Here is a 21,071-nt window from a genome sequence, read left to right as displayed (position 1 = left end):
GGCTGGGAAGGATCTGACGCGCCACGTCCAGATGCGCCACCTTGGCCACGCCGTTGCGGGCTCAGGCGTAGCCTCGGAGCAATAGCGGAACACAGGCAATCGCCCTACGGATGCTGGAGCCTCAAAGGCGCCAGCTCCAGAACCACCCGCACCGCCACTGGCGAGCGATGAAAGCAAGCAGACACCAGCGACGGCCAGCAAGCCCAAGCTGAGGTTACTCGCATTGTTCCTGACAGGCTCCCTGGGCCGTTGCCGGGCGGAGCTTAGCGGGTATCCCTCAACCGGGCCGGATCAAATAAGCCCCCACACCTAACGGCATGAGGGGCTCAATGCGGCCCCGTTCCGCTCCATGTATTACTCGTAGGTTTCGTCCGGCTCAACAGAGCCGGCGATCAGGTCGGGCACGTGGGACGGGCGCGTACCGTCGTCGGTCATGACGGCCGCCAGCACTGCCTCATATTCATCCAGGTTGCTACAAAGGTAGGTTTCCGGGAGAGCGCCAGGTAGCTTAAGGGAAACTAGCCCTGCGCGGGGGGCATCGGTGTTGCTGGCCATCAAAGGTCCTTTTCAATTAGAAGTAAATGTGAAGAACTTCACTCCTTCAATTCTACCTGACCTGTTGACTGACCTTGCAGAAGGTGGTAGTAGAGGACTCGTGGATGCAATCCGCTTACCCCGTCCGTTGGAGCCGTTTGCGCTGTAGGCTCATGCCAACTCGTTGACGACTGAGGGATGGGCAATGTCGAGCTTGAAATACCATGCGATTTGGATTGCAGTGATGGTCGCGCTTTGTGTCACGGCCAACGCTCTTTTGCAGATGGGTGAAGACGGGACCAAGGAAAACTGGGTCTGCCTGGGCAGTGCCGTAAAGTGCATGGCACCGTCGGATGTCACTCCAGGCGCGTGGTGGGCTGGAACTTTTGGGACGATCCTCGCGGGGGTAGCCCTAGTGTGCATCTGGCCGTGGATCGCTTACCGGCCCAATCAACAGCCCACGCGCTAGTCCCTGATCTACAGCACTGCCAGCACCTTGGCGTGCCGCGTCGAAGTGATGCAGCACCGCGCCTGGCGGCGTTACGCGCCGTCCCGGGCGCCCGCTCAGCATCACGTGCGAATGTGATCCTTTTGCCACCAACTTATTGAGCTGGTCCCGTACGTCCAACAGCAGGCGGTAAAGCTCACCAGCGCTCTCGCGGTCTCGATGTTTCTAGCCTTTCGCCTGATGTGCATCCAGACGCCGATAGAGCGTAGCTCTAGACATCCCCAGATCCCGCGCCACTTGTGCCGCCGGTTCGCCCGACTCAATCAAGCGAACCGCGTTCTTGATCTGGCTATCCGTGAACTGGGTTTTACGTCCACCCAGGTCCTTACCTGCTGCACGTCGCTTGCTCACACTGTCCGCGATCCTCTCCCGCTTGATCTCCAGTTCCATCTGTCCCAGTGCGGCCAGGACGGTAAACACCATGCCGCCCATAGGCGTGCTGGTGTCCACGTCGCCACCGCCCAAGTTCAGCACGCGGAGCCCTACGCCCTTGGTCCTGAGCTCATCAGCCAGCCCCAGCATGTTTACGGTGGACCGTCCCAAGCGGTCCAACGTGGTGATAACCAGCGTGTCGCCGTCGTGCAGACCACCCATGGCCTTGTCCAGTTCCACCCGTGATACCTTGGCGCCGCTCACGCCGTGATCCACGTACAGATCATCCCGCCGCACACCAGCGGCCAGCAGGTCCTGTTCCTGCCTGTCCGTATCCTGTGCCTTGGTCGATACCCTGGCGTAGCCAATCTTCTTTCCCACGTTCCATACTCCCTCAATGTGTCTTGCAACAGTGGTTCAATACATCGAACATAACAGCCACTTACGGGACATACAAACGAGACAGTTATACCCGCCGCTCCCATGGCGGATGTGTCTCATAACCTAAGTGTCTTTTATCCCATGGGTTTCGAGACTCTGTGCACGCGAGCGAAAGCAGTCTCGCGGATGGGTTGGCACCGCGGCAAGACATCCGCCAGTGGCTTGAGTCGTGAGAGCGCGCCTGGCAGCAGATCCTCCGTTCCCTTGGTGGAGAGGATGACTCTCACTGATACTGCCTCCGCGGATTGACCCTCGCCACCAGCACCTAGCCGGCTTTCGGCCATGCTGTATATATGAATCGAATTGTCGGACTCCACGGAGAACCCCTGCGACAGATGAACGTGCGGGAAATCGTTCCGCTTCCATCTGACTCGCCCTTTGGGAATCTCGGTCTCAAAGCCGTTCATCTGGTAAATCGGCTCATTCACACAAACCGACGGCTCGACGAGACCGAAGCGATGTGGAAGTCGCTCTTGGACCAACCTGCCCCTAGCGCCGGCGATCCAGGCATGCACCATCGCTTCAGTGCCGATGAGGTCGTGGTTCATCTTCGGCGTGCGACGGACGAACTTATCGGGCTCCTGTGGTTGCTTCGCGAACGCGCCTCGTGTGGCGAATGGCCTGAGTGGATCCGCATCGACTCAATCGGTAGAGCGCGCCGGAGCGACGGCAGCTGGCTTCTCCCGATGCTCGAGCAACACGATTGGCTGCTGCAGACTCTAAATGACGTCGCGAATGCTCACAAGCATTCATTCGTCGACTCCGACTTTCAGGTCGTCGGGTCGAGAGAGCCATGCGCTGTCGCACTAGCGCTAAAGAACAACAAGCTGGAGAGTGCCGCGACTCGCTACGTCGTTTCGCTGAACTCACTGGTAGGCGCTTTCAACAGCTTCTACCTCGAGGCCATGACGGAACTGAGGACGTACGGCGGGGAGGTGTAAGAGCGAACAGCTATCGCAAGACTCTGGTCGCTGAAGCACCGCCACCTCAGGGGTGAAATACATACCTTGATTCAGAGCGTATTGCCGTACGGAATCGGTGCCGGGTGTGACGTCTAGTATTCCTAGCTTTCAGGACAATCGACAGGAGCAGACCAGGATGCCTCTGACGTGCGGGGAGGCCGTGCTGCAGCAGTTGAGGGGCACCAATGGTGCCATTACCGCTGCGAAAACGCCGCTATTTGTCGCTGTAATTCACACACAACGGGGCCCGGCCCTCCCACCTTCCCTTTGCCCACGCCGAGGTCCGGGACGGTGTCTTGAAAAGCTGCAATCTTTCGAGACAGCGCTTAATGCGGTCGGGGTAGGTACCCCCGCACAGGAACGCGCCGAACGCATGGCCGCCCTCCCCCGTAAGGGTGGAGAACCGCACCCAGCGTCAAAGACATGATCCCGAGACCAGGAACCCGGAATCGGTCAAGGAAGCTCTGGAACAAATCAAGGCTCGCCGCGCAGAAGAGGCAGGCCCGCCGGGAGCGGAACCGCGTGAGGACGATCAGAAACCACGCCACCATCGCGGACCGGGTTTCGACCACTAAGCCCGTTTCGGGTCGAGTCGTTCAAAGCGCGATATGTTGAGCCGATGAGTAAGTACATGGCAGCGCCGTCTGATGAGTGACTACCAGCTCGAGCGCCTTGGTACACGAGAATTCGAGCACGTTACCAGAGCGTTGGCGCTGGCAGTCTTTGGGGCAGGGGTTCGGCCGTTCGGGGACGGAAAAGACGGCGGGCGAGAAGCGACGTTCGAAGGCGCAACCTCCTACCCTCAACCAGCACCAGCTGAAGGCTGTTGGGACGGATACGGCGTCATACAGGCGAAGTTCAGGCAGCGTCCTCGTGATGTCGGAAACAATGCAGCCTGGTTGAAGGCGCAAATCAAAGCTGAGCTTGATGAATGGAAAGACAAAACCAAGGGCCGGCGGACACAAGGTCGGTTGCCTGAATACCTCCTTGTGACTACTAACGTTTTTCTCTCGCCTGTCCCAAAGATGGGAGGGGTCGACACCATCAAGGCTTACCTAGCAGAAGAGCTGAGCCAGCTTGGACTCAAGGGCTGGGATTTCTGGGACGGTGACAAGATTTGCAGCCTATTGGATGGCAACATAAATATCCGTTCTGCGTATAACGCCTTCATCACCCCTGGCGATGTCCTTGGGAAGATGGCCGAACGTCTCGGATTGTCACAGGACAGCGGCCTCGAAAGCGTCTACGAGACGTACACGATCAAGAGCATGAAGCGTGAACAGTGGGTACGGCTCGGTGAGTCAGGTGAGGATGCAACAACGAAGTTGCCACTTTCGCGCGTTGCGATTGACCTGCCGATTCTTGACCCTGACCGACGCATCGACATAGAGACCCCGGCCGAAAGACAAGCAAACGGTGCCCTGAGCCAGATAATCAGGCTGGGAGACAACATGCTGCAACCCAGCGAGCACAAGCCGGCCTTGTCAAACGTTGTGATCATGGGGGGACCTGGGCAAGGTAAATCCACTCTGAGCCAGCTTTTGAGTCAAATTTACCGGCTTGCCCTTATTGAGGACTACCCCGAACACAAGCTGGATCCTACGGAACAAAGCATCCGGAGAACCCTCACTCATCACATCTTTGAAGAACTCGGCGTACCACGTCCCATGAACAGAAGATGGCCTTTCACAATCAAGCTCAACGAATTGGGTGACGCCGTCTCAGGCGGTGAGGATGTCAGCATTCTCCGGTTCATGGCAGAGAAGATGAGCAAGCACACCTCTGTGGCGGGTGACATTACCCCATCGAAGCTGCGGCAGTGGCTTGGAAGATGGCCCTGGTTGCTGATCCTTGATGGACTAGATGAAGTGCCGTCACAGTCGGTGCGGGACAAGGTTTTCGAAACCATTGAAGACTTTCTCACGGATGCTCGCCACGTCGAGGCCGATCTCTTCGTAGTCGCTACGACCCGGCCACAGGGCTATGCCCAGGAAATGAGCCCGGAGATCTACAAACACATGCAATTAGCGCCCCTTTCTCGGGGAGAGGCGTTGAACTATGTAGAGCAACTAGCAACTGTTCAATACGAAGATGATGACGACGAGCTTCGAAATCGCGTAGTCGAACAGGCTGAGGAGGCGTTGTCCCGCGACGCTACATCCCGGCTAATGATTACGCCATTGCAGGTGACCATCATGACTCTGCTGCTGGCACGGCGGATCAGCTTGCCAGAAAGTAAGCACGAACTCTTCCATGCCTACTTTTCGACCATCTACGAACGGGAAATGAATAAGAGTCACTCCCATCTCTCAAAGCTTCTCCGCGAGCAACGAAGGCACGTTGAGTTCGTACATCAGAGGATAGGGCTCGCCCTTCAGCAGAAGGCGGAGTTAGTGGGCCACGCTGATGCTCTTCTGACTCAGGCACAGTTTGAAGATGTGATCGAACAGAGATTGCACGGCGACGAGGATTACCCAACGGAAGCGGCTGCCCGCATCCAAAAGGACCTTTCGAAGGCCGCACTGACTCGACTCGTCCTGCTGGTACCCCGACATGCCGGTTACGTAGGCTTCGAGCTCCGTAGTATTCAAGAATTCTTGGCGGCTACTTTCTTCTTCAGCCGGGGTGAAAAACATGCGCTCGAACCCTTTGTCGCGACCGCTCACTCCACACATTGGCGTCATACCTGGCTTCTTGGGGCCGGCCGTCTGTTTGAGGAACACGAGACTCTTCGCGACAGCCTGATCGCTCTAATTGACGATCTCGGCACGCAGTCACAGACATCTCGTGCCTGCTGCCTGGGACCGTTCCTAGCCCTTGATGTATTGGATGACGATATTGCAGCAAACGCACCGAAGTACCGGCGCAGGTTGGCTCGCATCGCACTGGAACTGCTGGCGGTAGCCCCGGGATCCCATACGTCCCAGCTCAACAGCGCACTTAAGGGAGTTGCGCTGGCGGATGAGGAATCCTGGCGACTTGTCACGGATGCTATCCAACTTCACCTGCGGAACGGCGGAGTTGGTAAGCTCGCGACGCTGGCTCTCCTTGCTAGCTGGAAAAGGAGCACCGACAAGGCTGGCGTATTTGGACGCAGGAATCTGGATAGTGCCCTGAGAACCCTTGACATGGAGACCGGCGGCGCGCTTTTGCACTATACGGAGGGGCGTCCTGAAGCGGCCCAGTTGGGGAACTGGACTAGCCGCAGTCTCTCCGATGCAGGAATGACGGATTTGTCCGTAGTGATCCGTCCTTACCTCGCGCCTGATCGTTCAGTGAAAGCCCCCGTCAAGAAAAAGCTTCTGACACTACTGAGGAGGATTCCGGTGCGGCAGTTCAGCATTGGAACTGCAATGGTCCGGGTAGTCACCAACGACCCTGACTACAAGGCTTTGGCTCTCGTTGACCATCTCATGACCGCCGATGGTGCTCGATCGCTCATAGTTACCGCACTTCACGGTCTTGGCCCGTCTGATGCCAATGTCAGCGATTTTCTGCGGACGCAGCTGCTTAGGTCTGTGGATCGAGAACGGCCAGACTGGCCGGACATCTGGGTCGACCCACTCTCGGAACAGTGAGGTATAGCGAACACGATTCGCATCAACAAGACAAAGAAAACGAAAAGGACCACGCGTGGGGGAACGCACGGCTTGGGCCTGACCGACAATCCACTAGCCGAGCTATACCGTACAACGACAGGACCGGTTGCTTGATGAGTCCTATCGGGAACCGCACACCTGGACCGGCCGTCGGCCTCTAATCAGCCGTCCCGCAATAGGTTCCGTCTGAGGGCGCTGACTCCTGCTCCTAGCCCAATTAAGTGTCTCGAAACCTCGGCGCCTCGAAACCCTAGGGATACGAGACGGTGGTGTTTTGAGCAAGACGACACGCGCCAACCAGCGCGGGCCTAGAATCAGGCCCAATCAGTTCTCCAGCAGCTCGGCCGTCAGCCGGGTTGCCGTCCATCTTGGCTGGCTCCGTGTGCCATTGTTGACGATCCAGCCTTGGCGTCTGGCCTTCGTCAACAGGTTTGTCATCCACGCCGCATCGATGGGTTTTTCCTGCATGTGGATGAATTGGTGCTCGATCTGGGAGCGGTTGGCTTCGCCGACTTTGTCGAGGAACTCGACCAGGTGGTGGATGTTGGGGTCATCAGGCACGTTCGCTTCGAGCCTGGCGCGAGAGCGGTTCAGCTCTGTGATGCGATCGAGGGCTGTTGCAAGGGAGGTCAATGCGGCCGCGAGGCCCTCGAGATCGACTTCCTTCGCTAGCGCTTCAGACGCCTCGGTGACTTGGAGCTCCTTGATGACCTCGACCATCGGTCGGCCGTCGTTGAGCATTTTCTGGCCCTGCCGGACTTTGGCGATGACCTGTTCGGGGGTGTGTCTGCGTGCCATATTTCGTGAATTTCCTCCTGTGTCCATTCTCGGACACGAAACTCACACAGCAACTGGACTTCTACCTGGGGACCCAACCAACCTGGCCAGACGAAGGAGCGATTGCGACCTTCCGAATCCGGTAGCCTGCCGCCCACCATGCACTGACTTGGGGGCGACCTTCAGGCTTCGCACCACTTCCCGCCCACCAAGAACGGTCGGCACTGGCGCTCACAGGCAAGCGCATCTCGCCAGCCTCAACGAGGACCCGGTCAATCTCGGCGAGTGTGTAGTCAGGGTGGTCGCTCTCGTCGGCAGCGAGTACCTCGTACAGCGACCAGTATCGGCCACCAGGCTGCGGCGCGCGATAGAGGTCGAGCTCCTGCGCCGGACCAGCATTCACGGGTCCTCGTGGGAGCTTTTTCACTACGCTCTCGAGATTCTCCAGTGTGAGGAAACGCAGCTGACTGGAGATCCCGCTGGCAACGACTGACTGTTTGATGCGACGCGCCAGACGTTGCGGATCGGTCAGGACCCAAGCCAAAGCATCCGTGAAATCCAGCTGCTGGAGCGCTCTACATAGGCTGACTATGACGGGGAACGGGAACGGTGTGTACCCGTGGAGCAGTCGATCCAGCTCCAGGTCGGTGAGGGGGGTGGACCACTTCAGGTGGGTTTTGAGGTCTTCAACGGGGCAGCCAACTGCCCGTGCTGTCGTCTTAATGATTAGCTCGAAGCGACGTGCGGCGACTTGGCGCCGTCTCTGACGTTGGCGATCGAACTCGTGACCTGCCGCTGCGAAAGCCTTCCCCGCAGCGATCCCGGATGAGTGCCTGGCGGAGTTCTTCCAGAGCAGCTGGTTCTCTCGTGACGTGACGTCGAACGGATCGTACCCCGATTCATAGATTGGGCTCGGCCAGAGCCAGGCGACGATGAGGATGCCATCCTTCGAATTCAGTAGTCGGTTTGTCACCCTTGTTGAGTTGGTCAATGAACTCATAACAAGGCCACGCGTGATAGATGCGTCCTTCGATACTGTGCCGGTCAATGTCCGCGAGGACTTTGAGCGCAAGGCCAATCAGTTGGAGGCGGACGCAGAAGGGGAAGGGGGGTGACCCCCGAAGGGTCTTGGCTCGCCCCGGCCGAGCTCGTGCTCGAAGGGCTGCCCGTCCAGCCCGTAACGAACGGCTCCCCGCCGGGAACGCCCCTGCCAACAGGCAGGCCCTTCATTATGGCCCACAGCAATACTCGTGGTTCCATGTGGGGAATCTTGGCGAGGTGAGTTGAAACGCAATGCATATGAATCCCAGACGAGGGCCGGTCACCGAATGAACGTTGCCGCCCGGAACCCCTCCTGCGGAGCAAGATGAAGACAGGGGTGACCTAGTATTTGACCTATGACTTCCGGTAAATCTCTCGCTGTCGGCAGCGCCTTTTTTACTACCGGCGCTGGAATAGCTGCCGCCTTCGGCGTGATGAATGTTCAGGCGAATAGGGACCTTTGGTCCCTTCCTGTCGTTTTGGGTGCCGCACTCGGCACCGTGGGCCTAGTCTTCCTATTCCTAGGGCTGGTAATTCGTGAAAGCCCGGCCCCCTCCTCGCAAATCAATCTGACACAGCATGGTGGCCAAGGTTCGCGAAACTATCAGAGCGGGGGAAATCTATCGATTGACCCCAGGGATGAAACGTGAAGTTCACACAGGACGGCGGCGATAGTTCTACCAACTATCAAGCCCAAGGCAATATCACCGTTCATACCGGCGTCAGCGCGACCGAGGTATACGACATAACCGAGCGCGTCGTAAAGTCCAACATGAAGGACCTCGTCAACCTCGCCCGCGAAACGGTAGATGAGCGAATCAACAGCTTCGCCGAGGAGTTGGGCGAACGCCTAGCTCAACTGCCCGCGACGCACAGCGCCGCTCTGTCTGACCCCGATGTGCAGTACGCAATCTCAAATGCCGGAATTGCCTACGCGAGGCGCGGCACTGAGGAGCTATCCGAGATTCTTCTCGATCTCGTCTCCGACCGCGTCGTTGCACCGAGCGACAGCCTCATTGCCACCATTCTGAACGATGCAATAGAAATCGCCCCCCGCCTAACTAAGGGCGAACGGGCGGCTCTTGCAATCATTTGGACTTTTCTTCGAACGGTCAACCCAGGTGCTGATTCACTAGAGAATTTGAGGTTCTACCACGAACCAATCCTTCGCGAGTTTGGACCGGATTTGCCGAAGCGCGAGGGTTCGTACTTACATCTGCAGTCAATGGGATGTATCTCGACAAGCAGTCTGGGAGGCAGCACTTTTGCGTCCGCGTGGTACAACAGCTATCCCGGGTTTTTTCAGGAGGGCCTCTCATTGGACAACGTTTCCGACGAGATTAAAGGATATTGGGATGATTCCACGATATTCGAGGAATCGCCCCGTGGTGAGGACCTAAAGCAGGTCGCTGGCGGTGGGGCCAGCGACAGCTATTTGGCCCAATTGGACATACCGCAGCCCCATGTACAGGCTCTCAAAACACTGCGCGATAGGCGCTTGCCCGACGCCACAGTTGTGGCCATGGTCAAGGCAGCAATTCCTGAGGTGTTGTGGCTCGAAGACGCATGGGGCCACGTGGGAGCTACCGCCCCCACGGGTGTGGGCATAGCAATTGGCCACTCAGTGTTGCAACAAAGGTTTGGTTACGCGCCCGACCTCAGTGACTGGCTGGATGAAGGCTAGGCCTCACACCGCACAGGCGCAACCTTCCTTCCGCCTCCCCAATTTCTCCGCGCTTCAGGGATTAGCTATGCCCGATCTGAAGCGGGACTACTCGGGGTCGCGGGCTCTTTGCATGGCCTGGCGGCCGCCGCGGTAGGGAGCGTTGAACGCTTGCCGGTCAGCTGCTCCAAAAAGTTCAGTGACGTCGCACTCCAGGGCGGCAGCAATGTCCCATAAGCGCTCATAGGCGACGCTCTTTTTGCCCCATTCGATCCCGATGATCATGTTTCGGCTCAAGCCGGACTCCAGGGCCAGTGCTTCCTGGGAGAGGGACTGCTCGAGTCGAAGCTCTCGTATTCGCGCCCCGACCATCACCCTACGTTCAGCCCACCGGAGTGTCTGCTCCTCGGAGGACTGATGCGGGCGGGTGGGCATCTATCCATGTCAACTGACAATGTCAGCCTTGTCTGCTCTACTAGTGATACATGCATCGATTTGGTGCATCCCGTCCAGAGAAGGTCGGTGCGGACTATGGATACCTATGAACGGATGCCATGATCCGGTCGTACAAGTTCCGCATGTACCCGACCTCGAAGCAGGAGGACCTGCTCCGGGCGATGCTGAATGACCATCGGTACCTCTACAACGCCGCCCTTCAGGAGCGCATTGAGGCCTGGAAGCGTGCACGGATCGGAATTCGTTTTGCCGCCCAGTCTGCCCAGCTGAAGTACATCCGGGCCGACGACCCGGACTACGCGCGCTGGTCCTATGCCGCCGAGACGCAGACCCTCCGACGCCTGGAGAAGGCCATACAAGCGTTCTTCCGCCGGGTCAAGGCTGGCGAGAAGCCGGGCTATCCGCGGTACAAGGGGGCCGGCCACTTCGATACCGTCGACCACCGCAACGGACAGGGTGCCAAGTGGGACTCCGTCCCCCACCCCACGCAGACCAGGGCCTACTTTCAGGGTGTCGGCCACGTCAAGGTCAAGCAGCACCGTCCGGTCACGGGTCTGGTCAAGACGCTGTCCGTTAAGCGGGAGGAGCGGCGCTGGTATGTCAGCCTGTGCGTCGAGCAGGACCTGCCGGCCCCGCTGCCGAAGACCGGGGCTATGGTCGGCATCGACCTGGCCACGGGGCCCAACGGCCTGGCATATACCTCCCTAGGAGAGCGGATCGGGAATCCCGCCTACGGCGAGGCCTCGCTGGTCCGGCTGGCTGAGACCAGGCGGGCGCTGTCCCGTGCCAAGCGGGGATCCAACCGCCGCCGCAAGGCCCGGGAGCGGTTTGCCGGTGTGCATCGGAAAATCAGCAACCAGCGGCGCGACTATCTGCACAAGGCGGCACATCGCCTTGTGGCCGGCCATGACCTCATAGTGGCCGAGCAGCTCACAGTCGCCGGCATGACGCGGCGGGCGGCGCCACGGCCCGACGGGGCCGGGGGCTACGAACCCAATGGAGCGAGAGCGAAGACCGGGCTCAACCGGTCCATCCTCGATGCGGGCTGGAGAATGTTCCTGGATATGATACGTGCCAAGGCTGCAAGCGCCGGGCGGGAATTCATCCAGGTCGACCCGGCCTACACCTCCCAGGCCTGCAGTGCATGCGGGCACCGGGCGGCGGCCAACCGGAACGGCAAGGTATTCCTTTGCCTTTCGTGCGGGCATCGGGACGACGCCGACGTCAACGCGGCGGTCAATATACTCAGGGCCGGGCTGGCCCTGCGGGACACGGTGCAAGCCGCGTCACGAGAAGCCTCTGGGCGAGTCACGGTGGCCCCACTCGAATGAATTTTTCTTTCATTTGGTCAAGAGGCGTGGACAGCAGGTGGCTGCTGCGCGCGTCGTCGGCCCCAAACGTAGACCTCGCGGTCCAAGACGCCAATGAGCCCGGAAGTGCGGGCCGGGCGACAGGGCCAGGACATGCTCCCTGCTGGTCGGCGCTAAATCGACGGCACGGCGCCTCCAGGCCCTTCAGACCCGTGACACACTTCAGGACGTCAAAGGAGAGCAGCACAGGGGCCGCTGACGGGCCCTCCAACGCCGACCAGGAAGTCATCGACCATGTCGAGGCGGTCGTTGAACTTCCCTCGGGGTCCGAGTCGGCCAGTTCGGCCAGCGGGCCCTCCTCGTCCTTCCAGATGGACAGGCTGACGGTGCGCACGATGGGCGCGCCGTCCTTGTAGAAGTCCACGACGTCGAAGCCCCCTCCTCGGGCGTCGGCACGCCCACCCTGGAGGCCTTGCCCAGGGCCGTAACCGCGCAGGGCCGACTGGATCTCGTGGCGAAGCCCTTCGGTGCCTGGGTTTCCAACACCACGGTCTCTTCCCGCCTACGATGCGCGGGACGCCGCACACCACGACGGCACGGCGGGCTCGGAGCTGAGGAGCACGTGCGGACAGCCGGGGCGGCCATCTGTTCCAGGTTAAGGCTGGCATCGCCACGTACAACGCCCGCAACGTCGTCCGGAATGTGTGATTCAGCCAAGTTCGACCTGCCCAGCCAACTGGTCTGAGGCTATGGCGTGAGCTCTTGCAATGTTGCGTTGGGAGTTTGGGCGCCTACGTGTCTCCGATATGCAGCATGCTGCGACTATCGCGGACGTACGACACGTCCTCAGTTCACACGTGCTTCATACTGGCCAGGGCCCGCGGCGTTACCGAAATACCGACCTGTTTGGTCGTGGCGAGGGGCCGTAATAGTTCCACTGCTCTACTCAGGGCCTAATCCAATTCCGTTCGAGTGTGAACATCTACGACAAACAATCGGGCAGTACCCGCATGATCACGAATTCTTTGATCTCAAAGTGGTGATCCGCGCCGTGGTCGCTAGTTTGGCGTGGAGTGCCTATTCCGGCGTTCGGCGTAGCCATGCGTTTGGTCAAAAAGCTGTCTGTCTCGAGGTCGGTTTCACCGCCGCTGAAGGACCATCCTGCCGCCGGCTTGCACAAACTGCTCCGCCCGCCGGCACGTCGGTTTCCGCGTCTGGCCGTTAGAAAATGACGATGGTCATGGCCGGGTCAAGATGGCTCGATGTCACCGGCAGGAACCCGGAAGTCCTGTTGCGGCGATATCTCTGAGCTGACCCCGGCGGTCCGGCGGGGTCAGCTCAGAGACGGCAGCCTCCCATGGTAGTAGCTCCCAGTGAGTGAACCGCAGAACCAGGGCTGCCCTTCAGAAGGTTCGGCGTCATCCCAGGTGCAGCTGCGAACTAGCTTGCGTGGCTACGGGGGACTTAGTGGGTTGCGACTTCTTCGTTCTGATCTTCGAAGTCCGCGGTGTCTTCAATTTCCTTCAGAGCAGCTGTGCCCTCGATGAAGTCGGTTCCCGATCCCTCAGGGAGGATCGTCCGTCGAAGGATCACGTACAGCAACGGGGTGAGCACGAGGGTTACAAGGAAACCCAAGGGGAAGATGCCTGTGGCGGTCAATAGATATGAGGTTCCCGATCCGACAACCAGGGCGATGAGTCCCGACCAGTTGAATCGCTCGACGAGTGCAGTCTGGACGGGCTGGCGCTTCCGTACGATGTAGAAGTCTGCGATTACGAGTGCGGCCAGCGAGAAGGTAAGGATTCCGAGGAGGCCGAGGAACTGTAGAAGCACGCCAAGGATGTTGGCCCAGACCGAAACAAGTGCAATCACGTTGGCCAGGACAACCATAAGAATGCGGTTGGGCTTCCTTCGCAGAACGGCATCAAAGAGGTTGGACAGCGCGAGGGATCCGGAATAGGTGTTAATGACCTGGGCCTTGATCTGTGCGGCGTACATGACTAGGAATCCTACGATCCCACCGAGGATGATGAAGTAAGCGCCCGGATTTGAGTGGGCCAGGTATTGGACCTTTTCGACGACTGAACCGCCCAGCTGGGCTGCGGCAACGTCAGAATTCGCCGGGTCCGTCAAGAACCGGGCCACCACCGTGTCGCCAGCCTGGTAGAGCAGTGCGCCCAGTGAAACCACGCCGAAGTTGACAATGATGTTGCCACCGATGGCCATAATCCGGACGTCCTTCGGCGATTTGGCGTAGCGGGCAAAGTCGGCACCCACAAGGGCCAGCGCACCGGCCATACCAATCATGCTGCTCAGGACGCCCATGATCTGGACTGGGCCGATAGCGGACGGCTGGGCGCTAAGCACGCTCGCCACGGAAAGGTCGGACTGCTGAAAAGCGAGGAATCCAACCCACAGCATGAGGGCACCGGCGATAATTGTTAGGAAGAACGACGTTTTCTGCACGACCTTCATGCCAAACATGGTCAGTAGGATCCAGAGCAGAGTCAGGGCGCCGTAAATCAGGACTGCATTACCAAGGTTTGGTGACCAGCCCAGCATGAAGAGCGTGCCGTAATAGAGAAGTACATTCTCCAAGGCAAGGAATCCAAGAATCATGAAGGCAAAAATCAGCGATGCAAGGGCGGATCCGGTAGCCCCCAATCCGTGAAAGCGCATCGTTACGGTCGATGACATACCGGTACTCTGACTGACGCGCGCGGTGAACGTACCGACAAGGGCTCCAAAGATGGCCGATACCGCCGCCATCCCAATGGTCCACTGCACCCCCACGATATAGCTGGCGGTCCCGCCAATAATCAGCATGGCGAGAGTTGTTCCCACTCCTGCTGTATTGGAAAGAAGGGACCATCCGCCCACTCGCAGGTTCTCTGCGACAGGATTCAGTACGTTGTCCTCCATCTTCTGCCTGAGAGTTGGAGATGGTGTAGTTGGGGATGATTCAGAAGCCATTGCGTTTCTCCTTTGAATACAATTTCCTGGTTGGTTAGTGCTGGTCACGGCGCTGCCTGTTGGTTCGAATCCCCTGGGGAAGCCATAAGACGCGCCTGGTTTCTGGCTGCGACTACGAGGGCGGCAGGAGAGACCGGGCATGGGCCATCGCCGGGCATCTATTTTCGACAACCGGACTGTTGAGCGGGTTCTGCTAGGTGAAGCTGCCCTTCCCGAACCGGGGATGGGAAGCGCTGGCTATGTCGGGGCAGTTAGGGGTCCTTGGATTGACCGGCTGATCGCCCCGACATAGGAGTCAGGTGAGACTCAGTCGCACCTTGAGCGTTTCCTTTTGGTCTCGGAGATACATGACGAAGGAGCCGTTGCGGTCTACCACCGCGTTGTACTCATCCAGAACGACAATTGTCGTGGTTCCCAGCTCGATGATCGCCGGACCTTCCACTTCCTCCCCTGGCCCCATGGCTGCACCTTGATGCACGTCAACTTCGACCATGCGATGCTGCAGGGGGGACCAGATATCGCGGCGCTTCGGCTTCGGGAGGTCATCGCGGGAGGCAATGGTGCCGGCGAGGGTGACCCGGTCGTTAGGAGTATGGCCGACGGCTGAGAGGCGTATGTTCAGGAGATCAATCGGCATTTCCAGATTGTTGTAGCCGAACAGCACCTCGTGTTCGCGGTGGAAGGCTTCCACGAAGTCATCGAGGTTCGGTGCGTCGAGGTTGGCGGCATCCACTTCGATGTTCAGTTCATACCACTGGCCCTTGTACCGTAGATCCAGCGCGGGGATGAAGGAGATATCGGCATCGACGACCCCTTCCGCCAACAGCGTCTTGCGGCCCTCGTCTGCCATCTCCTTCCAGATGCTGACCAAGGCGTCGCCGCTAAGGCTGCGCAGCCTCTGGTTGGCGCTCTGGACATAGTCGTGTTTGAAGTCGCAGACCAGCATCCCTGCCGCGCAGAAGATGGATGAGTCCCGCGGTGTGATGAGCACCGGGATATCAAGTTCACGGGCAATCGCGGCCGCATGGACCGGGCCGGCCCCGCCGGCTACTACGATCGGGAAGTCCCGGGGATCCAGACCCCGGCGGACGGTGATGTCCCGAACCCCGGTCGCCATGGTGACGTTGACAATTTCATAGATTCCCGCGGCAGCTTCCACGACGCTGAGTCCCAGCGGATCTGCCACGTCAGTCTTGATCGCCTGGTAGGAGGCTTCACGATCCAGGCCGATCTGGCCGTGCAGGAAGGTATCCGGATCGATGTACCCCAGCACGACGTCAGCGTCGGTCGTGGTGGCTTGCACGCCTCCGCGACGGTAGCAGGCCGGTCCCGGTACGGCTCCGGCGCTCTGCGGGCCAACCCGCAGCAGGCCGCCTTCATCGACGGACGCAATGGACCCGCCGCCGGCGCCGATTGTGTGGATGTCCACGGCCGGCAACGCGAGGGACCAGCGGTCGATCCCACCGTCGGTCATGACCAAGGGCTTGTTGTTCTTGACGACAGCGGCATCAAAGCTGGTGCCGCCCATGTCCACGGTGATGCATGAATCCCAGCCGTGGGTCGCGGTCACCAGCAGACCTGCGGTGGGCCCCGACGCGGGGCCCGAAAGCAGCGACAGCGCTGCCCGCTTGGCCAGTTGCTCGGGGGTGGCGACGCCGCCGTTGGACTGCATCATCAGCAGAATGCCGTTGAATTCCACGTCGGAGAGCAGCTGCAGAAGCTTGGTCAGATAACCGCTGATGATGGGTCCGGCATAAGAATTGAGGACCGCGGTACTGGTCCGCTCGTAGTAACGTGCCTGGCCCAGCAGCTCCGAAGACTTGGTGATGTAAGCCTCAGGCATGAGCTCGGCAACGATCTCCGCTGCGCGGTCCTCATGTTCTGCCGAGGCGTGCGAATGCATGAACGAAATAGCCACGGACTTCACGTCCTGCTCCTGCATGATGCCCACGGCATCCCGCACGTCCTGCTCGGACAGCGGCGTGACTTCGTCCCCCTTGTAGTCAAAACGGCCGCGTACAGGCAGTCGCAGATGACGTGGCACCAAGGGTTCCGGCTGTTCCAGCCGGTTGTCGTAGGGTTCTTCACGGGTTCCGTTGCGCATGGGCAATACGTCCCGGAATCCCTCCGTTCCCAGCAGAGCCATCGTCGGGCCCCGGCGGGTGAGCAGGGCGTTCGTGGTCACAGTAGTACCGTGAACTATGAGCTCTACGCCGGCCAGGAAGTCCTCAAGGGACTTGTTGTCCAGCGCGGCGATCTCCTGCAGGCCGTCGTACACCGCCAGCGGCGGATCGGAAGGAACGGAGCTTGTCTTGTGAATGCGCCGCTGGCCGTCCGGATAGATGACGAGGAAGTCGGTGAATGTGCCGCCGACGTCGATACCGATTCTGATGCTCATGGTAGTTGTCCTTCCAACTAAGAAAACTTAGGCGCGGAGCGCTGCGGTCTGGGCGGTGTCGACGGCGGTCGCGTCGGCGGTGAGGACTACGCCGTAGTCCGAGCGAGCTTTCTCCACGGAGAGAATGCCGTCGCGGACTTCGGCCAGAACCTTCCCGGCGGGCCGGTTGAACGGATCGCCGTATCCGGCGCCCCCGCCCAGCAGGGACTCGATCCGCGAACCCGGGGGCAAGGCAATGATCTCTTTGGAGCCCCACTGGTGGGTAGTCCCGTCCGGGAACGTCACGGTCATGTCATTCAGGCCCGAATCCTTGCCCCCGAACAGTCCCCTCGCCGGCACCGCACCCTCGGCCCGGACGTTGTCCCCCAGGGTGACACCGTGCTGGTTCTCGCCGTAGCTGACCCAGGCAGAGCGAGTGCCCATGCCGCCGCGGAATTCGCCGGCTCCTGCGGAGTCGGGCAGGTACTCGTGATACTCCAGGAAATGCGGGGACGTCAGTTCGAACATTTCCGGATCAGGCGCCCGCATTTGCCCAGCGGTGCCTGTGAAACCCAAGGCGTCCCAACCGTCGGTGCCCAGCATGCCGCCCGGCCCTGTGCGCTGGAATACCGTCAGGGTGCCGAATTCCTCATGAGTGCGCGGATCCACCCCGTTGGTGGACGTACACATGTACTTGTTCCAACCCGCCGACACGCGGTCAGGTAGGATTCCAGACAGCGCCGTCATGATGCACTCGACCACTTCATCGGACATCTGGTTGCCGAAGACCGTAGCCGCCGGGAAGCGGGGGTTAAGCACTGATCCTTCGCGGAACACCGTCTTGATGGGTTCAAAGAGCCCCTGGTTGGTGGGGATGTTGATATCGCCGCTGGCCAGAATCATCAGGAAGGCGATTCGCACTGCACCCTTGGCGGAGGCCGGGGGCATATTGGTGATGCCAGGGGCTTGGTCATCGCTGGACGAAAAATCGAACGTGATCTCGTCGCCCTTGATCTCGATCTCGCAGGCGATCTTGTAGCGCTTGGTCGTGTCGAAGCCGTCGGAAACCATCCAGCTTTCGCCGTAATAGCTGCCGTCGGCCCAGCGGCTGACCTCGGCCCGCACCTGCCGGGCGGAACTCTCGAGAATGTAGTTCATGTGCCGTTCGTAGACCGGCAAGGTGTAGCGTGCGATCATCTCAACCAGCCGGCGGCCACCAATGGTGCAGCACCCGATCATTGACTTGACGTCCTCCATGACGAAGTCGAAACGGATGTTCGCGGAGATGAAATCCCAGACGTCCCGGCGGAAGACGCCCTTCTCCGCCACCTTTACCGGCGGGATGCGCAACGCTTCCTGCCATATATCCCGCGCATTCGGATCATAGCCGCCGGCGGTCATTCCGCCGATGTCTGCCATATGGCCCTTGGCCGCGGTCCAGCCGACCAGCTCCCCGTCAGAGAATACCGGCATGAAGATACCCGTATCAGCGTTCTGGTTACCGCCGTGGTACACGTCGTTGTGGATGATGACATCGCCTTCGTGGATGTCATCCCCGTAGTACTTGATGATGTACTCGAGAGCGGGGTGGGCTCCGAAAGCGATGATGGCCGCGAACTCGGCCTGAGCCAGGGTGTTGCCGTCCTTGTCAAAGACCACGGTCACCAGGTCGCCGATTTCGTTGAAGATCGGTGAACGGGAAGAACGCATCAACATGGTCGCCATTTCTTTGGCAATCGCGTCGACCCTGCGCTGGAGAACGGACGCTGTGATCGCGTCGATGGTGTTCTCAGTATTCGTTGACATTTGCTTCACCTTTCGAAATTCGGTACAGACCTGTCGGGTGCTCCGATAGTTTGCGGCTGCCTGACTCGTCGATGACAAAGGAATCGGCCATGTAGCCGGTGGCCTGCGCAGAATCGTCCCGCACCATCGGGTGCACGGCCAACACATAACCGGCCTGCAGCATGGTGTCCTCCGACTGCGTGCCGTCCTCGACGACATCCAGACCGATCCAGGGGTGTTCCAATACGTCAAGCCCAAGTGAATGCCCGGACCAATAAGAGGAGGTCGCCCCTTCGGATTCGATTGCCTCCAATACGGCGCGCTGGACTTTCGAGGGCGAGACGCCCGGTCTCATTTCAATGGCCGCGGCGGCCAGGCCCTTGGTGACCGCACGGGCCATACGCTCCGTGTGATCCGAAGGCGGGGCAAAAGTGACCATCCGGGACAGTTCGGTCCAGTAGCCCTTTGGGCCCACGATTTCAAACGAAAAGGTGTGAACATCATGGGCGGTCAGAACGCGGTCCCGCGGCGGCCCGAACGTGGCGTTGGTCTGGTCACCGTCGGTCTCTGTATACATGGTCAGGAACAGCGGGTCTTCGCCGCCAAGCCGGTGTCCCACTTTGTACATCTCGGCGCCTATTTCCCGTTCTGTTGTTCCGGGCCGGGCAATTTCCAACAACCGGCTGAAACACTGGTCCAGGATGTAAGCGGATTCCTGGGCCCCCTGGATTTCAGCAGCGCTCTTGACTGCGCGGATCAATTCAAACTGTGCGGAGTAGTCGATAAACTCCACCTGCGGGTACGCGGTGGTCAGGGCCAGGTACTCGTCCACCTTCATGATCTGGCCCAGTCCGACGATGCCAACCCTGGAGAACTTCTTTCTACGCTTGAGGGCATCCACCAGACCTCCGGCAATAGTTCCGGGGCACCGGTAGTCGCTGATCCACCCTGAATCAGGTTTGCGCGCTCCGGACAGGTTCCCGGACAGGACCACGACCGGCTCCTCATCCTTGAACATGACGGCGTTGCCGGAGCGGTGCAGCAGGTTGTAGTCGGCAACGTACCGCAGGGCTCCCTTGTGGCCGCGGTAGTCATTGGCCGCAAAAATGAGGGCGTCGACCTCGTTTTCCTGCATGGATTTGTTGAGCAGATCCCATCTGCGGTTTCGCTCTGATAGAGAGTTGGGCACTTGTCCACCTTCCGCATTCGATGATGAATGCCTTTTGATCACGCACTGAGGACACCGCTGCAGAGCCTGTCGTGTCGATGTGAAAGCGAGTGACCGAGCCTGTTTAGGCCGACTGTGCCGGCCGTGGGCGAGGCGCGGGGCGGGCGCCGACTTCGTGATGCCGGTCACTGGAACCGGATGGAAAAACTGTACAAGCGCGTTTCCCAGGCGACAATAATTTCTGCCATTATTTCTCTATGCGAAATGAAGGACAGGCTCCCCCGCTCGACACAGTCCACCGGGCCTTGCAGTTGATCAAGGCGTTATCGGCAGGAAAATCTCTGGCGGTGAAGGATGCCGCCGAATTGCTGGACGTGGTCCCCTCAACTGCGTACCGCCTTTTGGCGGCGCTGTGTTACGACGGCTTCGCAAGCCAGGACGGGGACCGGCGCTATCGCGCGGGCCCGGAAATTGCGGGTCGCCACGAAGGCACTCTTTCGCCCGGTCAGCTTCGGATCGTTCTCCGGCCGGCCATTGAAGAGCTCAACAGTGCACTCAACGAGACAATCCAGGTGTGGGTTCTCAACGGTCCACGCGTCAGCTACGTCGACGGGCTGGAAAGCACCCAGCCGCTAAGTGTGCGTACCGGCGTCTGGGATCTGGTCCCGGCCTACTCGTCGGCAGGCGGCAAGGCGCTGCTTGCCGAGCTGGGACGCACGGAATTGGACGCCATCCATGCCGATGGCCTCATCCCGTGGCGTTCAGCCAGAATCACAACTCTCCAGTCCCTCAAGCGGCATCTCGTCACCGTCCGTCAGGAGGGCTACGCGCTGAACCAGGAGGAAGCGGCTCAAGGCATTGCCGGTATCGCCGCCTGCGTCAAGGATCCCGCGGGCTATCCGGTTGCCGCTATCTCGGTGGCTATTCCTAGCATCCGCTTCAATCGGAAGAGAATCCCGGAATACGCGGAGGCGCTGCGAGCGGCCGTGGTTCTGGCGGAAACGGAGATTGCCAAACCCCACAAGATGTTCACCGACGCTCTGTAGCCCACAATGTGGCAGGGGAAATTCATCCCACCATTTATTTCCCTCAGAGAAATAACGAA

13 protein-coding genes and 1 pseudogene are annotated in these 21,071 nt (G+C 59.7%); 5 read left to right on the top strand and 9 right to left on the bottom strand.

The window, feature by feature from the left end; all coding sequences use genetic code 11:
* Positions 1 to 354: 354 nt before the first annotated feature.
* Both ACX80M_RS09725 and ACX80M_RS09720 read right to left on the bottom strand, forming a co-directional pair.
* Positions 355 to 555, bottom strand: a complete 201-nt coding sequence (locus ACX80M_RS09725) for a hypothetical protein (RefSeq protein WP_459309477.1) — start codon at positions 553 to 555, stop codon at positions 355 to 357.
* A gap of 652 nt (positions 556 to 1,207) precedes the next feature.
* Positions 1,208 to 1,795 (bottom strand): recombinase family protein, encoded by a 588-nt coding sequence (locus ACX80M_RS09720; protein ID WP_459309476.1) that lies wholly within the window; start codon positions 1,793 to 1,795, stop codon positions 1,208 to 1,210.
* A 353-nt stretch (positions 1,796 to 2,148) separates the two neighbouring features.
* On the opposite strand from ACX80M_RS09720, the gene ACX80M_RS09715 reads away from it, so the two are divergent.
* Positions 2,149 to 2,796, top strand: a complete 648-nt coding sequence (locus tag ACX80M_RS09715; RefSeq protein WP_459309475.1) for a hypothetical protein — start codon at positions 2,149 to 2,151, stop codon at positions 2,794 to 2,796.
* 668 nt (positions 2,797 to 3,464) lie between these two features.
* Positions 3,465 to 6,395, top strand: coding sequence for an NACHT domain-containing protein (locus ACX80M_RS09710; RefSeq protein WP_459309474.1), 2,931 nt, complete (start codon positions 3,465 to 3,467; stop codon positions 6,393 to 6,395).
* Positions 6,396 to 7,094: 699 nt separating this feature from the next.
* Here the strand turns inward: ACX80M_RS09710 and ACX80M_RS09705 are convergent.
* Positions 7,095 to 7,214, bottom strand: a pseudogene (locus ACX80M_RS09705) (IS3 family transposase); the annotation flags it as partial.
* Positions 7,215 to 7,275: 61 nt separating this feature from the next.
* Complete coding sequence (locus ACX80M_RS09700; protein WP_459309473.1) at positions 7,276 to 8,184, bottom strand: hypothetical protein; 909 nt, start codon at positions 8,182 to 8,184, stop codon at positions 7,276 to 7,278.
* Positions 8,185 to 8,880: 696 nt separating this feature from the next.
* Between ACX80M_RS09700 and ACX80M_RS09695 the strand changes: the two genes are divergently transcribed.
* Positions 8,881 to 9,918, top strand: coding sequence for an LPO_1073/Vpar_1526 family protein (locus ACX80M_RS09695; RefSeq protein ID WP_459309472.1), 1,038 nt, complete (start codon positions 8,881 to 8,883; stop codon positions 9,916 to 9,918).
* Positions 9,919 to 10,005: 87 nt separating this feature from the next.
* Here the strand turns inward: ACX80M_RS09695 and ACX80M_RS09690 are convergent, their stop codons facing one another.
* On the bottom strand, positions 10,006 to 10,269 hold the full coding sequence (locus tag ACX80M_RS09690; protein ID WP_459309494.1) for a helix-turn-helix domain-containing protein: 264 nt from the start codon (positions 10,267 to 10,269) through the stop codon (positions 10,006 to 10,008).
* A 182-nt stretch (positions 10,270 to 10,451) separates the two neighbouring features.
* Here ACX80M_RS09690 and ACX80M_RS09685 point away from each other — a divergent pair, with 182 nt between their 5' ends.
* Positions 10,452 to 11,684, top strand: a complete 1,233-nt coding sequence (locus ACX80M_RS09685; RefSeq protein WP_459309471.1) for an RNA-guided endonuclease InsQ/TnpB family protein — start codon at positions 10,452 to 10,454, stop codon at positions 11,682 to 11,684.
* Positions 11,685 to 13,127: 1,443 nt separating this feature from the next.
* Here ACX80M_RS09685 and ACX80M_RS09680 read toward each other — a convergent pair.
* The 4 genes from ACX80M_RS09680 to ACX80M_RS09665 form a co-directional block, all read right to left on the bottom strand.
* The gene (locus ACX80M_RS09680) at positions 13,128 to 14,636 is read right to left on the bottom strand and encodes a purine-cytosine permease family protein (RefSeq protein WP_459309470.1); all 1,509 of its coding nucleotides are present in this window, start codon (positions 14,634 to 14,636) and stop codon (positions 13,128 to 13,130) included.
* A 295-nt stretch (positions 14,637 to 14,931) separates the two neighbouring features.
* On the bottom strand, positions 14,932 to 17,034 hold the full coding sequence (locus ACX80M_RS09675; protein ID WP_459309469.1) for a hydantoinase/oxoprolinase family protein: 2,103 nt from the start codon (positions 17,032 to 17,034) through the stop codon (positions 14,932 to 14,934).
* A 27-nt stretch (positions 17,035 to 17,061) separates the two neighbouring features.
* Positions 17,062 to 18,819 carry a hydantoinase B/oxoprolinase family protein gene (locus ACX80M_RS09670; RefSeq protein ID WP_459309468.1) on the bottom strand — a complete coding sequence of 586 codons (1,758 nt, stop codon included), beginning with the start codon at positions 18,817 to 18,819 and terminating at the stop codon, positions 17,062 to 17,064.
* Entirely contained in the window at positions 18,803 to 19,933 is a 1,131-nt protein-coding gene (locus ACX80M_RS09665; protein ID WP_459309467.1) for a M24 family metallopeptidase, read from the bottom strand. Before ACX80M_RS09665 ends, ACX80M_RS09670 begins: the two co-directional genes overlap by 17 nt.
* A gap of 290 nt (positions 19,934 to 20,223) precedes the next feature.
* Here ACX80M_RS09665 and ACX80M_RS09660 point away from each other — a divergent pair, with 290 nt between their 5' ends.
* Positions 20,224 to 21,012 carry an IclR family transcriptional regulator gene (locus tag ACX80M_RS09660; RefSeq protein WP_459309466.1) on the top strand — a complete coding sequence of 263 codons (789 nt, stop codon included), beginning with the start codon at positions 20,224 to 20,226 and terminating at the stop codon, positions 21,010 to 21,012.
* The last annotated feature ends 59 nt before the right edge of the window (positions 21,013 to 21,071 follow it).

Source organism: Pseudarthrobacter sp. MDT1-22 (assembly GCF_054511035.1).
This window is presented reverse-complemented; position numbering and strand designations above follow the sequence as displayed.